Origin of the sequence: Streptomyces sp. NPDC056628 (genome assembly GCF_042792555.1) — a bacterium.
GTDB lineage: Bacteria > Actinomycetota > Actinomycetes > Streptomycetales > Streptomycetaceae > Streptomyces.
Genome location: NZ_JBHTWG010000016.1, coordinates 66,023 through 78,600, shown reverse-complemented (window position 1 = coordinate 78,600; position 12,578 = coordinate 66,023). Strand labels below are relative to the sequence as shown.

Here is a 12,578-nt window from a genome sequence, read left to right as displayed (position 1 = left end):
GCGACCCCGGCGTGGGTGCCCGGGGAGTTCGGGGGGTGCGAGCAGGGCCTAGACGGTCTTGCTGGTGGCGGTGGCGGCCTTCAGCAGGCGCAGCTTCGGCGCGGGTCCGGAGCGGCCGCCGCGGTGGTGCAGGGAGCGGGCCGCGTAGTCGCCGGCGGCCTGGATGACGGAGATGACGACGGCGAGGATCGCCACCGTGATCCACATCAGCTCAGACTCGAAGCGCTGGAAGCCGTAGCGGATGGCGATGTCGCCGAGGCCGCCGGCGCCGACCGTGCCGGCCATGGCCGAGTAGCCGATGAGGGCGACGATCGTGGTCGTGGTGCTGGCGATCAGGGACGGCAGCGACTCGGGGACGAGGACCTTGCGCACGACGGTCCAGGTGTTGCCGCCCATCGCCTGCACGGCCTCGACGAGTCCGCCGTCCACCTCGCGGACGGCCGTCTCGACCAGCCGCGCGAAGAAGGGGATCGCGCCGATGGCGAGCGGAACGATGGCGGCCTCGCGGCCGATGGTCGTGCCGGTGACCCAGCGCGTGAAGCTCATCAGGGCGACCATCAGGATGATGAAGGGCATCGAGCGGGCGACGTTCACGATCTGCCCGATGACCTTGTTGGCGAGGACGTTCTGCAGGAGCCCGTCGCGGTCGGTGAGGACGAGCAGGATGCCCAGCGGGAGTCCGCCGACCACCGCGATGAGGGTGGACCAGCCGACCATGTAGAGGGTGTCCCAACACGCCTGCTCCAGCAGGGGCTGCATCTCGGACCAGGTCACTTGGCGCCTTCCTTCAGCAGAACGGGCTCCTGGCCCAGGACGTCGATCTGGAGTCCCTGTTCGCGCAGGAAGCCGATCGGCACGACGTTGTCCTCGTAGCGGCCGGGCAGTTCGATGCGCATCCGGCCGACCTGGAGACCGCCGACGGTGTCGATGGCGGCGCCGAGGATCGATATGTCGATGTTGTAGGTGCGTGAGAGCTGGGAGATGACCGGCTGGGTGGCGGTCTCGCCGTGGAAGGTGACGTCGACGACGGTGCGGTCGTCGGCGGAGGCCTCGCCGCCCACCGGGAAGAGGGCGGAGGCCAGTTCGGAGCCGGGGGTGGCGAGCAGTTCGCCGACGGTGCCGGACTCGACGATCCGGCCGCGCTCCATGAGGGCGGCGGAGTCGCAGATCGACTTCACGACGTCCATCTCGTGGGTGATGAGCAGAACGGTCAGGCCCAGCTGCCGGTTCAGGTCGCGCAGCAGCTGGAGGATCGAGCGGGTGGTCTCCGGGTCCAGGGCGCTGGTGGCCTCGTCGGACAGCAGCACCTTGGGGTCGCCGGCCAGGGCGCGGGCGATGCCGACGCGCTGCTTCTGCCCGCCGGAGAGCTGGGCGGGGTAGGCCTTCGCCTTGTCGGCGAGGCCCACCAGGTCGAGCAGTTCGAGCGCCTTGCGGGAACGTTCCTTCCCTGACGTGCCGAGGATCTCCAGCGGCAGCTCGACGTTGTCCTGGACGGTCCGGGAGGACAGCAGGTTGAAGTGCTGGAAGACCATGCCGATACGGCTGCGCGCCCGCCGCAGTTCCCGGCCGGCCCGGGGGCCGCGTCCGGCCAGGGCGGTGAGGTCCTGACCGGCGACGGTCACGGTGCCGGAGGTGGGGCGTTCGAGCAGGTTGACGCAGCGGATGAGCGAGGACTTGCCGGCGCCGGACTGGCCGATGACGCCGTACACCTCGCCCTCGCGCACGTGCAGGTCGACGCCGTCGAGGGCGGTGACCTCGCGGCCGCGCGAGCGGTAGACCTTGATGAGGCCCGAAGTGGTGATCACTGGAGTTCCGTCACTGTCGAGTGCGCGGCGCGTCGTGGTCGCCGGGCACGGGGCATACGTGGTCGAAGGCAGCCGGGCGCAGCACGGTCCCGTGAAAGGGCGGAACGCGGAGAACGTGTGCGCGGGGGCGTGGCTCAGTCCTGGAACCCGGGGCGGGCGGACCTGAGCCGGCTCGCTTCGGGGCGCGAGGCTCGGATGGTGCGGGGGCCCTCTAGAAGGCGCACATTCGACACATACAACGAGCACCGGGCGTCAGGGGCGCCTCGGTCGCGGGAATGCGGCTGCTCGTCGTGGTCATGCGATCAGTAAAGCAGACGTACGGTCCTTACCGGCCGCCGCTGTCCGCATGCTGGACAGCGGCGGACAGGGTCAGACGCGGGCGGAGATCTCCACGCCGCCGTCGCCTGCCAGCGCGGACAAGGCCGACAGGTCCTTCACGACGAGGTCGGCGTCCAGCTCGTCGGCCCGGTGGGTTGTGGTCAACGCCACGGTGGTCATTCCGGCGGCCCGGCCGGCCGCGAGGCCCGCGGGGGCGTCCTCGAAGACGACGCAGTCGGCCGGGTCGACGCCCAGCTCACGGGCGGCGAGCAGATAGGGCTCGGGGTCGGGCTTGCCGCGCGTGATGTCGTCGGCGGTCACCATCGTCTTCGGCAGGATGCCGACGGCTCCGAGCCGGGCCTCGGCGAGCCGGCGGGTGGCGGAGGTGACGACGGCCCAGCGGTCGGCGGGCAGTGCGTCGAGGAAGTCCCGGGTGCCGGGCAGCAGTTGGACGCCGCCGTTCGGCACGTCCTCCACCTCCAGCGCCTCGATCCGGGCGAGCGCCTCGGGAACGCGTGCCGCGGGCAGCAGGTCGGCCACTATCTCGACGGCCGGGCGCCCGTGCAGCTCGACCCTGCCGAACGCCTCCGTGACGCCGTACTCCGCGGCCCAGCGCGTCCAGCAGCGGTCCACGGAGGCGAGGGAGGAGACGAGGGTGCCGTCGTTGTCGAACAGGAGGGCTTGTGCACGGATCTTCATGCCCCCGAGCGTACGGCCGCTGTCCGGGGGCGGCCGCATCAGGCCTTTTGGCCCGTAATAGGCTCACCGGCATGTTCGCTGCCCTGATGCTGGTGACCGGTGTCGCCGCGCTGCTGCTCGCCGCGTGGTGCGGCTGGGCCGCCTCCCGTGACCAGCCGACGAAGGACTGGCACTTCATCGGCATGGCCGTCGTGACGGTGCTGGCGCTGGTGCAGCTGGTCGCCGGGATCGTGCTGCTGGCGCGGGGCGAGAAGCCGGAGCAGGGCACGACGATCTTCGTGGCCTATCTGCTGGGCGCGTTCGCGTGTGTGCCGGCGGCGGGCTTCATGTCGCTGGCGGAGCGGTCCAAGTGGGGCTCGGTGACGGTCGCCGCGGGCGGCGTGGTGCTGGCCGTGCTGGAGGTGCGACTCTATGACATCTGGGGAGGCTGAGGTGGCCACGACCGAGGACGGGCCGGCGCGACTGATCGGCGGGCCCGGCGTGCTGCTGGTCTGGCTGTACGGCGTGATGGTGGTCGGCGCCGTGTCGCGCTCGGCGTACCAGATCGCGACGGACTTCGGCCGGGCGCCGCTCGCCTACACGCTGTCGGCGGTGGCCGGCGTGGTGTACGGCTTCATCACGTACACGCTGGTGCGGGGCGGGGAGCGGGCCCGCAGGGCGGCGCTGGCGTGTTGCGCCGCCGAGCTCGTGGGCGTCCTCGTCGTCGGCACCTGGACCCTGGTGGAGCCCTCGGCGTTCCCCGACGCGACGGTCTGGTCCGACTACGGCATGGGCTATCTCTTCATCCCGGTACTGCTGCCCCTGTCGGCCCTGTACTGGCTCCGCAGGGCCCGCGCCGTCACGCCGTAGCGGCGAAGGCGCCCGCCTCCTTCTCCAGGACGATCATGGGGACGCCGTCGGCGCCCTGGGAGGTGCCGACCGTCGCGTAGCCGACCTTGCGGTAGAGGCGGAGGTTGCCCTCGCTGCGGTGACCGGCCTCCAGGCGGAACCGCCTGGCGCCGCGCTGCTCGGTCAGGGCGGCCTCGGCCGCGCGCAGCAGGCGGGCGCCGATGCCGTGGCCCTGCAGGCGGGGGTGGACGCACAGCTTGCCGATGGCGGCGGCGCCGTCCTCGCTGACATGGCCGCGGACCGAGCCGACGACCTCCTCGCCGAGCCGGGCCACGAAGACGCAGTCCGCGGCGACCTCGGCCCGGACCGAGTCCAGGCTCTGGATCAGCGGGGCGATGCGGTAGTTGCCGTACAGCGCCGCTTCGCTCTGGAAGCACAGGTACTGCAGCCTGAAGATCTGCTCAGCGTCCTGCTCGGTCGCCGCAGAGATGGTCACGCTCATGCCCATGTGCGCACGCCTCCCGCTCACCTGATCACCGGTCGTCCCTCACTCCTATCCCCGCGCACTGCGGGCCGCAACCTCCGGTGTGAGCAGTCGACGCAGACATCCCAGGCATCTGGAACGTTCCGGGCCGAGACTGCCCTGTGAGATACCCAACTCCCCCGCGATCTCGCGGTAGGTCGGGTCGTCCGGGGAGAGCAGCGCCTCCAGCAGACGGGGGCAGCGGCCGGGCAGCCGGCGGACCGCGTCGCGCAGGGCGCGGCGGCGGGCGGCGGCCAGCGCCAGGCGCTCGGGATCGTGCCGGTCGGTGTCGGCCACGGGCTCGCGCTCGTAGGGCCGTTCGTGCCGGGCCGTACGGCGGCTGCGGCGGGACTCGGCGCGGACGGCGCGGCGCAGCCAGGCGTGCGGGTCGGCGGGCGGGCCGTCCGCGTCGAGGTGTTCCAGGAGACGCAGCCACACCGCCTGTTCCAGGTCGGCGGGCTCGGCTCCGGAGGCGGACGCCTCGGCCCGGGCCTCGGCGGCGAGCAGGGGGTGCAGGGTGGTCACCAGGTCGTCCCTCATGTGCGGCACGACGCGGCCGCCCGGGCGCGGGGTTGCCTGGGCGGCCGCGGGTCACCCCAACCGGGGGCCGCGCCTCAGCGGTTGACGAAGTCCTGGCGGGCCAGCAGCCCGGTGTCGGGGTTGTCGGTGAAGACTCCGTCGATCCCGGTGGCGAAGTACGCGCGGTAGGCGCCGAAGACGTCGCCGTAGGCGTCCGGGTCGGTGCCCTTGCGGAACTCGGCGGGCAGGAACGGGTTCTCGTTGCGCATCGTGTAGGGGTGCAGGAGGAGCCCCGCCCTGTGCGCGTCCCGGACCAGGGTGGTGGGGGTGGTGAGCCGCCCGGCCGCGTCCTTGGGGATGACCAGGTCCAGGGTGGGCCCGATGCCCTGGGCGTAGGAGGCGATCTCCCGCAGCCCGGCCGGGGTGACGAGGTCGGCGACGGTGCGCGGGTCCCCGGTCCTCTCGAAGTCCCAGGGGCGGGTGGCCGCCCCGGAGAGCAGGACGACGAGCGGGTTGCCGACGAGCTTGTCCATGCGCTGGACGCTGGTGGGCTCGAAGGACTGGAGGATGACGGGCGAGTCCCGCCGGTCCTTGCCGTGCCGGCGCAGCACCTTGGCGACCCGCTCCTCCAGGCCGAGGCCCTGCTCGCGGAAGTAGGTGGGGTGCTTGAGCTCGGGGTAGATCCAGACCTGCCTGCCCCGCCTGCGGGTCTGCTCGTCCTGCCAGGCGAGGACCTCCTCGAACGTGGGGATCGCCCAGCGGCCGTCGTAGAGGGTGTTGTGCGGGCGGTTGGCCGGGATGCGCTCGGTCGCCCGCAGGGTCTTCAGCTCGGCCAGCGTGAAGTCCTCGGTGAACCAGCCGGTCGTCGCGACCCCGTCGAGCGACTTCGTCTTCCTCCGGCCGGCGAACTCGGGACGGCTCGCGACGTCGGTCGTACCGCCGATCTCCGGTTCGTGCCGGCAGACGAGGTGGCCGTCCCGGGTGGGGACGAGGTCGCCGGCCTCCACGATGTCGGCCCCGAGGTCGAGGGCGAGCTGGTAGGAGCCGAGGGTGTGCTCGGGCCGGTAGCCGCTGGCGCCTCGGTGCCCGATGATCGTCGGCTTGGGCAGGCTCTCCAGTCCACCGCCCCCGTGCCCGCCGCCGGCGGCCTCCGCCTGACCGGAGAGCCCGAGGACGCCTCCCGCCCCGAGTACGGCCGCGCCGAGAAGAGTCCGCCGTCCGGTGGTGGCGGTCTGCTCGTTGTCCTGGGTTCCCATGAGCGCCCTTCCTGCCTCGATGCGTCGGTGCGCGCCGATCGTAGGTGCGCGTGCATGACAGAGGGGAGACCCCGAGCCGAACACGTGGGTGACGCCGGATGGCGTGTGGGGGCGGCGAGGTGACGGATCGTCGGATTCGCCACGCCCGGGCGGGGAACCCGGGATGCGCCGCACGAGCGACGTCCGTCACACCGTTGCGACCGCGTTACGGCCCGGCGGCGCCGCGTCACCGCAGGTGAACGCAGGTCAACGGCGAGTAAGACCTGGGTGAAGTCCGCGTCCCCGATGTGCGGGAACGCGGCGACCGCGAGTATCGTCCTCACCTGCACAGACATAGATGAATCCCTTGACACCGGAGGGCCCGTTGTCCCGCTTCGCGCTCATCAAGGCAGTGCTCGGACCGATCATGCGCCTGATGTTCCGCCCACAGGTGGAGGGCGCGGAGCACATCCCGGGCGACGGTCCGGTCATCCTGGCCGGCAACCACCTCACGTTCATCGACTCGATGATCCTTCCGCTGGTGTGCGACCGGCAGGTCTACTTCATCGGCAAGGACGAGTACGTCACCGGCAAGGGCGTCAAGGGCCGCCTCATGGCCTGGTTCTTCACGGGCGTCGGCATGATCCCGGTGGACCGCGACGGCGGCCGGGGCGGCGTCGCCGCGCTGATGACCGGGCGCCGCATCCTGGAGGAGGGCAAGGTCTTCGGCATCTACCCCGAGGGCACCCGCTCCCCCGACGGCCGCCTGTACCGGGGCCGCACCGGCATCGCCCGCCTGACGCTGATGACGGGCGCGCCGGTCGTGCCCTTCGCCATGATCGGCACCGACAAGATCCAGCCGAACGGCGCCGGCATGCCCCGCCCGCGCAAGGTGACCGTGCGCTTTGGCGAGGCGATGGAGTTCTCCCGCTACGAGGGGATGGACCGCGACCGCTATGTGCTGCGCGCGGTGACCGACTCCGTGATGACCGAGGTCATGCGGCTGTCCGGGCAGGAGTACGTGGACATGTACGCCAGCAAGGCCAAGGAAGCGGCGTAACACGGCCCACCGCGGGGGCCGCCCTTACCGGGACGCCGAGTCGTCCAGTCGCTGCCCCCGCAGCAGGAACCACGCCGCCACCGCCGCCGCCAGCAGGACCGCGGCTCCGGCTCCCGCCGCCAGGGCGAGACCGTCGACGAAGGCGGTGCGGGCCGCGTCCAGCATCGCCTCGGAGGTTCGGGCGGGCAGGTCCGCCGCCGCCTCCACCGCTCCGCCCAGCGACTCGTGGGCCTCGGCCGGGGTGCCGGCCGGGCCGGTGAAGCCCCGGTAGACGCCGGTGACGATCGAGCCGAGCACCGCGATGCCGAGGGCCGCGCCGAGTTCGTACGCCGTCTCCGACACCGCCGACGCGGCGCCCGCCTGCTCCTTCGGCACGGAGGAGAGGATGACGTCCGACGTCACCGTGAAGGAGAAGCCCGCGCCGACGCCCACCACGAGGAGAGCCGCGCCCAGCAGGGGGTAGCCCGTGGTGCGGTCGACCACCGTGAGCACGGCGAGTGCGACGCCGATCGCGGCGAGGCCGGCCGAGACGACGGCCCGGACCGAGAAGCGGCGGGCCGCACGGCCCGCGACCAGCCCGGCGACCACCGCGCCGATCGCCGCGGGCAGTTCGGCCAGACCCGCCTCGAGCGGTCCCCTGCCCTGCACCAACTGGAGGAACTGCGACAGGAAAAAGACCAGTCCGGACAGGCCGAGGATGGTGAGCAGGTCGGCCAGGACGGCGCCGCTGAAGCCCCGGTGGCGGAACAGCCGCATGTCGAGCAGCGGCGCCGGCATCGTGAGCTGGCGCCGGACGAAGCCGTACAGGGCGCCCGCGCCCGCCAGGCCCGCGACGAGCGTGAGCCAGGTGAAGCCGTGCGCGGCGGCCTCCTTGACGGCGTAGACGACGCCGACCATGCCGAGCAGCGACAGCAGGACGCTGGGCAGGTCCCAGGGGCCAGGGGCCGGATCGCGGGACTCGGGCAGCAGCCGGACGCCGACGAGGACCAGGACCACCATCACGGGCAGGTTGATCAGGAAGACCGAGCCCCACCAGAAGTGTTCGAGCAGGAAGCCGCCGGCTATCGGACCGACAGCCGTGCCCGCGGACGCCGTCGCGCCCCAGATGCCGATGGCGAGGCTGCGCTCGCGCGGATCGTGGAAGAGGTTGCGGATCAGGGCGAGGGTCGCCGGCATCAGGGTGGCGCCCGCGACGCCGAGCAGCGCCCGGGCGGCGATCAGCATCTCGGGGCTCGTGGCGTAGGCGTTGAGGACGGACAGCGCGCCGAACGCGGTGGCGCCGACGAGCAGGATCCGCTTGCGGCCGATGCGGTCGCCGAGGCTGCCCATCGACACGAGCAGACCCGCGATCACGAACGAGTAGACGTCGCCGATCCACAGGAGCTGGGTGCCGGAGGGCTTGAGGTCCTCGCTGATGTACGGGGTCGCGAGACCGAGGACGGTCGCGTCGACGGCCACCAGCAGCACGGCGAGGACGAGGACGGACAGCGCGAGCCAACGTCCCCGGCGCCTGGTCACCGCCTCGGTCGTCTCCGCCGGCCGCAGGGTGCTGGTCATGATTCCTCTCTCCGGAGTGCGCCGCCGAGCAGCAGCCCGACGATCATGTGGTGGAAGTCCCTGGGCGCTCCCTTGCCGCTCTGCACCATCCAGGCGCCGGAGGCCATCAGTCCGAACAGCGCCTCGGTGAGCCAGGCCGGGGTCAGGTCGATACGGAACTCGCCGCCGAGCTGCCCGCGCCGGAACAGGGCGGCGATGCGCTCGTCGATCGCGGTCCAGCCGGGGTTGATCTCCTCGCCCTCGTAGAGCTGGTTCTCGGTGTAGAGGAAGGCGAGGAGTCCCGCGGCCGGCTCGATCGCGCGTACGAGCCGGCGGACGGCGTCGGACGCGGAGCCGCTGTCGAGGTCGGCCGCGTCCAGCGCGGCCTCGCACTCGGCGATGCCCAGCGACTCCAGGGCGCGGACGAGCGCTTCGCGTCCCGCGAACTGCCGGTGCAGGGTGGCGCGGCTGATCCCGGCGGCCTTGGCGACCTCGTCCATGGTCGCGGTGGCCTTGCGGGTCAGCAGGGCCGCGGCACTGCGCAGCACGTGTTCACGATCGACAGCCATGACACGAGGGTAACGCACATGAGACAGCAATGTCTCATTCAGGGCGTGCGCGACTCATCACCGGTCGCCGGAGGCGAAGAGAGATCAGTGCCAGGGCAGGTGGCCGCGCTTCTCCCAGTACACGCCCGGCTCCTCCGCGAGGGCCGTGAGCCGTGCCAGCCGGTCCTCGTCCAGGTCGACCACGGCGGCGTGCAGGTTGGACGCCAGCTGCTCGGTGGTCGCCGCACCGGAGAGGACGACACCGGCCCAGGGCTCGCGCAGGACGAACGCGAGGGCGACCGCGTCGCAGCCCTGGGAGGTCTCGGCGGCCAGGGCCTTCAGCGCCTCGGGCGCGGTCGGGCCGGCGAGCCGGCCGTTGGCCATGCCCTCCTTGACGATCACCGTGAGCCCGGCGTCGTGCGCCTCGGCGAGGGCAGGGCCCGCCGAGGTCTCCAGGACGTTGTACGTCGACTGGACCGTGCGGAAGAGGGGTTCGCCGTCGACCGTCACGGCGAGGGCGGCGCGCACGGCGTCCGCCTGGGCCGGGCCGCTGGTGGAGAAACCGATGGTGACGCCCTGCGCCGCGGCCTCCGCGAGGCGCGCGTGCAGTTCCTTGTCGGTGAGCGCGGGGCTGTCCGGGGTGACCGAGTGGATCTGGTAGAGGTCCAGACGGTCGCCGAGCAGCGCGGCGGTCTCGGCGCGCTGGCGCTCGTAGGTGGCGAGGCCGTGGTCCTTGACCTCGTGCCGCTCGGCGTCCGTCGTCCAGTCCGCGGTGTAGGTGTAGCCCCACTTGCTGCCGACGACGACATCGTCGACGTCCGGCCGTGCGGTCAGCCAGCCGGCGAGAAACTCCTCCGAACGGCCGTAGGAGCGGGCGGCGTCGAAGTAGCGCACGCCCTGGGCGTAGGCGGCGTCGAGGAGTTCATGGGTGCGGGTACGCAGCGCCTCGACGCTGCGGTCGGCCCCGAGGTCGTCGTCGCGGCCGAGGTTGATGTAGCCGGGGCGGCCGACGGCGGCGAGGCCGAGTCCGATGTGGCAGGTCGGGGTCGTCGCTGTCGCCAGTCGGGCGAAGGGCATCGCGGGCTCCGTTCGGTCGGCTGCGTACCGCTGTCCGACCAACGTAACCCGCGACGCCCCGGCCCACGGGGCGGGCCTCAGCCCTTCTTGGCCGTGGCCCAGGCGTGCTGGGCCGCCACGTCGGCCTTGACCTCGGCGAGCTGGACGGCGACCGCGCTCGGGGCGGTGCCCCCGCGGCCGCTGCGGGAGGCCAGGGCGCCGGGCACGTTCAGCACGGTCCGCACCTCGGGCGTCAGATGGGCGGAGATCTTCGCGAACTGCTCGTCCGTCAGCTCGTCGAGCTCCTTGCCCTCGGCCTCGGCGACCTTCACGCACTCGCCGGCGACCTCGTGGGCGACCCGGAAGGGGACGCCCTGCTTGACCAGCCACTCGGCGATGTCGGTGGCCAGGGAGAAGCCGGCCGGGGCCAGTTCCTCCATGCGCGCGCGGTTGACCGTGAGGGTGGCCATCATGCCGGTGAAGGCGGGGAGCAACACCTCCAGCTGGTCGCAGGAGTCGAACACCGGCTCCTTGTCCTCCTGGAGGTCTCGGTTGTAGGCGAGCGGCAGCGCCTTGAGCGTGGCCATCAGGCCCGTGAGGTTGCCGATCAGACGGCCGCTCTTGCCCCGGGCGAGCTCGGCGATGTCCGGGTTCTTCTTCTGCGGCATGATCGACGAGCCCGTGGAGAAGGCGTCGTGGAGGGTCACGAAGGAGAACTCCTTCGTGTTCCAGATGATGATCTCCTCGGCGATCCGGGAGAGGTTCACGCCGATCATCGCGGTGATGAAGGCGAACTCGGCGACGAAGTCACGGGAGGCCGTGCCGTCGATCGAGTTGGCGGCGGAGCCGTGCTCGAACCCGAGGTCCTCGGCCACCGCCTCCGGGTCCAGCCCGAGCGAGGAGCCCGCGAGCGCGCCCGAGCCGTACGGCGAGACCGCCGTCCGCTCGTCCCACTGCCGCAGCCGTTCGGCGTCCCGGGACAGGGACTGGACGTGGGCGAGGACGTGGTGGGCGAAGAGCACAGGCTGGGCGTGCTGGAGGTGTGTGCGGCCGGGCATCGCCACGTCCGGGTGGGCCTCGGCGAGCCCGATCAGCGCGTCCTGGAGGTCGGCGATCAGGCCGCCGATGATCCGGGCGTGGTCGCGCAGGTACATCCGGAAGAGGGTGGCGACCTGGTCGTTGCGGGACCGGCCCGCGCGCAGCTTGCCGCCGAGGTCGGGGCCGAGGCGCTCCAGCAGGCCACGCTCCAGGGCCGTGTGGACGTCCTCGTCGGCGACGGTGCCCACGAACGAACCGTCGGCGACGTCCGCCTCCAGCTGCTCCAGGCCGGCGATCATGCGGGTCAGCTCGTCCTCGGTGAGCAGTCCCGCCGCGTGGAGCACGCGCGCGTGCGCACGGGACCCGGCGATGTCGTAGGGCGCCAGCCGCCAGTCGAAGTGGACGGAGGCGGACAGCTTGGCCAGGGCCTCGGCGGGACCGTCGGCGAAACGGCCGCCCCAGAGCCGGACGTCACCGCTGTTGCTGCTCACTCGCTGTGCTCCTCGGAGGTCTGGGTGTGGCGTCGGTCCCCCGTGGGGTGCACGAGGGGCCGTCGCCACGCTAGTGGGCGCCGGCCGGCTCACCACGCATTGTCCTGCATGAGTATGCAGAGGTCTGCATGTTTCGTCAATCCGGGCCGGGTCGGAGCGGAAAGCGCGGGCTCCCGTTGAACACGGGTAACCGCTTACTCGTATCTCCCGGCGAGCGCAGGCGCCGCGTTCTCACCCGACGGCACCCCGAACCCGAGTGAGGCATCCGTATGTCCAGGGCTCTTCCGAAGTACAGCAAGCGTCGTGTCGCGTTCGCCGGCGGCGCCGCCGCGGTGGCGCTGTCCGGCACGGTGATCGCCGGATTCGCCCTGGCCGGGGAGGACGGGCAGCGCGCCGGCACCGCCCGCACCCTGGCCGGTCCGGGCACGATCACCTGCCCCGACGTCACCGGGAAGCTCCCCGCGATCCCCGCCTCCGCCCGGGCCGAGGTCGACCGCAACCTCACCCTCCTCCAGACCCAGATCACCGAGGCCGACCAGCGCCTCGCGGACACCGTCGGACAGGGCGGCCCCGACTTCGTCCAGAACGCCATCCTCGGCCCGCTCAAGGACAAGCGCGTCGCCACCCTCGACCGCATCGCCCTCTCAATCGGGCGCACGGCGGCGAAGCCGCAAGGGCTGGAGGCGTTCGCCACCTGCACGCTGAACACCGGCGGGGCGCAGGCCACGCCCGCGCCGAGCCAGACCTCGGGCGGCGGGGGCGCGGGCGCCGGCCAGGGCAACGGGAACGGTGGGAACAACGGAAACGGCGGCGGCAACACCGGCGTGGGCACGATCACCTGCCCCGACGTCACCGGGAAGCTCCCCGCGATCCCCGCCTCCGCCCGGGCCGAGGTCGACCGCAACCTCACCCTCCTCCAGAC

Annotated in this window: 14 protein-coding genes; 4 read left to right on the top strand and 10 right to left on the bottom strand. The window is 72.2% G+C overall.

The genetic code is table 11. From position 1 onward, the window contains the following. Positions 1-48 precede the first annotated feature (48 nt). From ACFRAC_RS20590 to ACFRAC_RS20580, 3 genes are all read right to left on the bottom strand, one after another. Positions 49-774, bottom strand: coding sequence for a methionine ABC transporter permease (locus ACFRAC_RS20590; protein ID WP_382925537.1), 726 nt, complete (start codon positions 772-774; stop codon positions 49-51). After that, positions 771-1,805: a methionine ABC transporter ATP-binding protein gene (locus ACFRAC_RS20585; protein ID WP_382925536.1), complete on the bottom strand. Its 1,035-nt coding sequence runs from the start codon at positions 1,803-1,805 to the stop codon at positions 771-773. Before ACFRAC_RS20585 ends, ACFRAC_RS20590 begins: the two co-directional genes overlap by 4 nt. A gap of 369 nt (positions 1,806-2,174) precedes the next feature. Then, positions 2,175-2,822 (bottom strand): HAD-IA family hydrolase, encoded by a 648-nt coding sequence (locus ACFRAC_RS20580; protein WP_382925534.1) that lies wholly within the window; start codon positions 2,820-2,822, stop codon positions 2,175-2,177. 71 nt (positions 2,823-2,893) lie between these two features. Between ACFRAC_RS20580 and ACFRAC_RS20575 the strand changes: the two genes are divergently transcribed. Both ACFRAC_RS20575 and ACFRAC_RS20570 read left to right on the top strand, forming a co-directional pair. Next, positions 2,894-3,253, top strand: coding sequence for a hypothetical protein (locus ACFRAC_RS20575; protein ID WP_382925533.1), 360 nt, complete (start codon positions 2,894-2,896; stop codon positions 3,251-3,253). Further along, positions 3,234-3,671: a hypothetical protein gene (locus tag ACFRAC_RS20570; RefSeq protein ID WP_382925531.1), complete on the top strand. Its 438-nt coding sequence runs from the start codon at positions 3,234-3,236 to the stop codon at positions 3,669-3,671. The genes ACFRAC_RS20575 and ACFRAC_RS20570 overlap by 20 nt, the downstream gene beginning before the upstream one ends. On the opposite strand, the gene ACFRAC_RS20565 is transcribed toward ACFRAC_RS20570, so the two are convergent. From ACFRAC_RS20565 to ACFRAC_RS20555, 3 genes are all read right to left on the bottom strand, one after another. Continuing rightward, complete coding sequence (locus ACFRAC_RS20565; RefSeq protein ID WP_382925529.1) at positions 3,661-4,158, bottom strand: GNAT family N-acetyltransferase; 498 nt, start codon at positions 4,156-4,158, stop codon at positions 3,661-3,663. The two genes, ACFRAC_RS20570 and ACFRAC_RS20565, sit on opposite strands and share 11 nt — an antisense overlap. 45 nt (positions 4,159-4,203) lie before the next feature. Beyond that, the gene (locus ACFRAC_RS20560; protein WP_382925527.1) at positions 4,204-4,713 is read right to left on the bottom strand and encodes an RNA polymerase sigma factor; all 510 of its coding nucleotides are present in this window, start codon (positions 4,711-4,713) and stop codon (positions 4,204-4,206) included. Between the two features lie 74 nt (positions 4,714-4,787). Continuing rightward, a complete protein-coding gene (locus tag ACFRAC_RS20555; protein ID WP_382925525.1) occupies positions 4,788-5,948 on the bottom strand; it encodes a glycerophosphodiester phosphodiesterase in 1,161 nt (386 codons plus the stop codon). Between the two features lie 364 nt (positions 5,949-6,312). On the opposite strand from ACFRAC_RS20555, the gene ACFRAC_RS20550 reads away from it, so the two are divergent. Beyond that, positions 6,313-6,987, top strand: coding sequence for a lysophospholipid acyltransferase family protein (locus ACFRAC_RS20550; protein ID WP_382925635.1), 675 nt, complete (start codon positions 6,313-6,315; stop codon positions 6,985-6,987). Between the two features lie 24 nt (positions 6,988-7,011). Here ACFRAC_RS20550 and ACFRAC_RS20545 read toward each other — a convergent pair whose 3' ends face one another. The 4 genes from ACFRAC_RS20545 to argH form a co-directional block, all read right to left on the bottom strand. After that, complete coding sequence (locus ACFRAC_RS20545) at positions 7,012-8,544, bottom strand: MFS transporter (protein ID WP_382925523.1); 1,533 nt, start codon at positions 8,542-8,544, stop codon at positions 7,012-7,014. Then, the gene (locus tag ACFRAC_RS20540) at positions 8,541-9,092 is read right to left on the bottom strand and encodes a TetR/AcrR family transcriptional regulator (protein ID WP_382925521.1); all 552 of its coding nucleotides are present in this window, start codon (positions 9,090-9,092) and stop codon (positions 8,541-8,543) included. Before ACFRAC_RS20540 ends, ACFRAC_RS20545 begins: the two co-directional genes overlap by 4 nt. A gap of 84 nt (positions 9,093-9,176) precedes the next feature. Then, entirely contained in the window at positions 9,177-10,148 is a 972-nt protein-coding gene (locus ACFRAC_RS20535; protein ID WP_382925519.1) for an aldo/keto reductase, read from the bottom strand. Between the two features lie 77 nt (positions 10,149-10,225). After that, positions 10,226-11,656 (bottom strand): argininosuccinate lyase, encoded by a 1,431-nt coding sequence (gene argH / locus ACFRAC_RS20530; protein WP_382925517.1) that lies wholly within the window; start codon positions 11,654-11,656, stop codon positions 10,226-10,228. 269 nt (positions 11,657-11,925) lie between these two features. Between argH and ACFRAC_RS20525 the strand changes: the two genes are divergently transcribed. Continuing rightward, positions 11,926-12,578 (top strand): hypothetical protein (locus ACFRAC_RS20525; protein ID WP_382925515.1); only part of this gene is annotated, 653 nt, incomplete at its 3' end.

What these genes read in the sequence shown, in the direction of transcription:
- ACFRAC_RS20580 (WP_382925534.1), bottom strand. Translation starts at nt 2,822, where the DNA reads ATGAAGATCCGTGCACAAGCCCTCCTGTTCGACAACGACGGCACCCTC.
- ACFRAC_RS20575 (WP_382925533.1), top strand. Translation starts at nt 2,894, where the DNA reads ATGTTCGCTGCCCTGATGCTGGTGACCGGTGTCGCCGCGCTGCTGCTC.
- ACFRAC_RS20570 (WP_382925531.1), top strand. Translation starts at nt 3,234, where the DNA reads ATGACATCTGGGGAGGCTGAGGTGGCCACGACCGAGGACGGGCCGGCG.
- ACFRAC_RS20565 (WP_382925529.1), bottom strand. Translation starts at nt 4,158, where the DNA reads ATGGGCATGAGCGTGACCATCTCTGCGGCGACCGAGCAGGACGCTGAG.
- ACFRAC_RS20560 (WP_382925527.1), bottom strand. Translation starts at nt 4,713, where the DNA reads ATGAGGGACGACCTGGTGACCACCCTGCACCCCCTGCTCGCCGCCGAG.
- ACFRAC_RS20555 (WP_382925525.1), bottom strand. Translation starts at nt 5,948, where the DNA reads ATGGGAACCCAGGACAACGAGCAGACCGCCACCACCGGACGGCGGACT.
- ACFRAC_RS20545 (WP_382925523.1), bottom strand. Translation starts at nt 8,544, where the DNA reads ATGACCAGCACCCTGCGGCCGGCGGAGACGACCGAGGCGGTGACCAGG.
- ACFRAC_RS20540 (WP_382925521.1), bottom strand. Translation starts at nt 9,092, where the DNA reads ATGGCTGTCGATCGTGAACACGTGCTGCGCAGTGCCGCGGCCCTGCTG.
- ACFRAC_RS20535 (WP_382925519.1), bottom strand. Translation starts at nt 10,148, where the DNA reads ATGCCCTTCGCCCGACTGGCGACAGCGACGACCCCGACCTGCCACATC.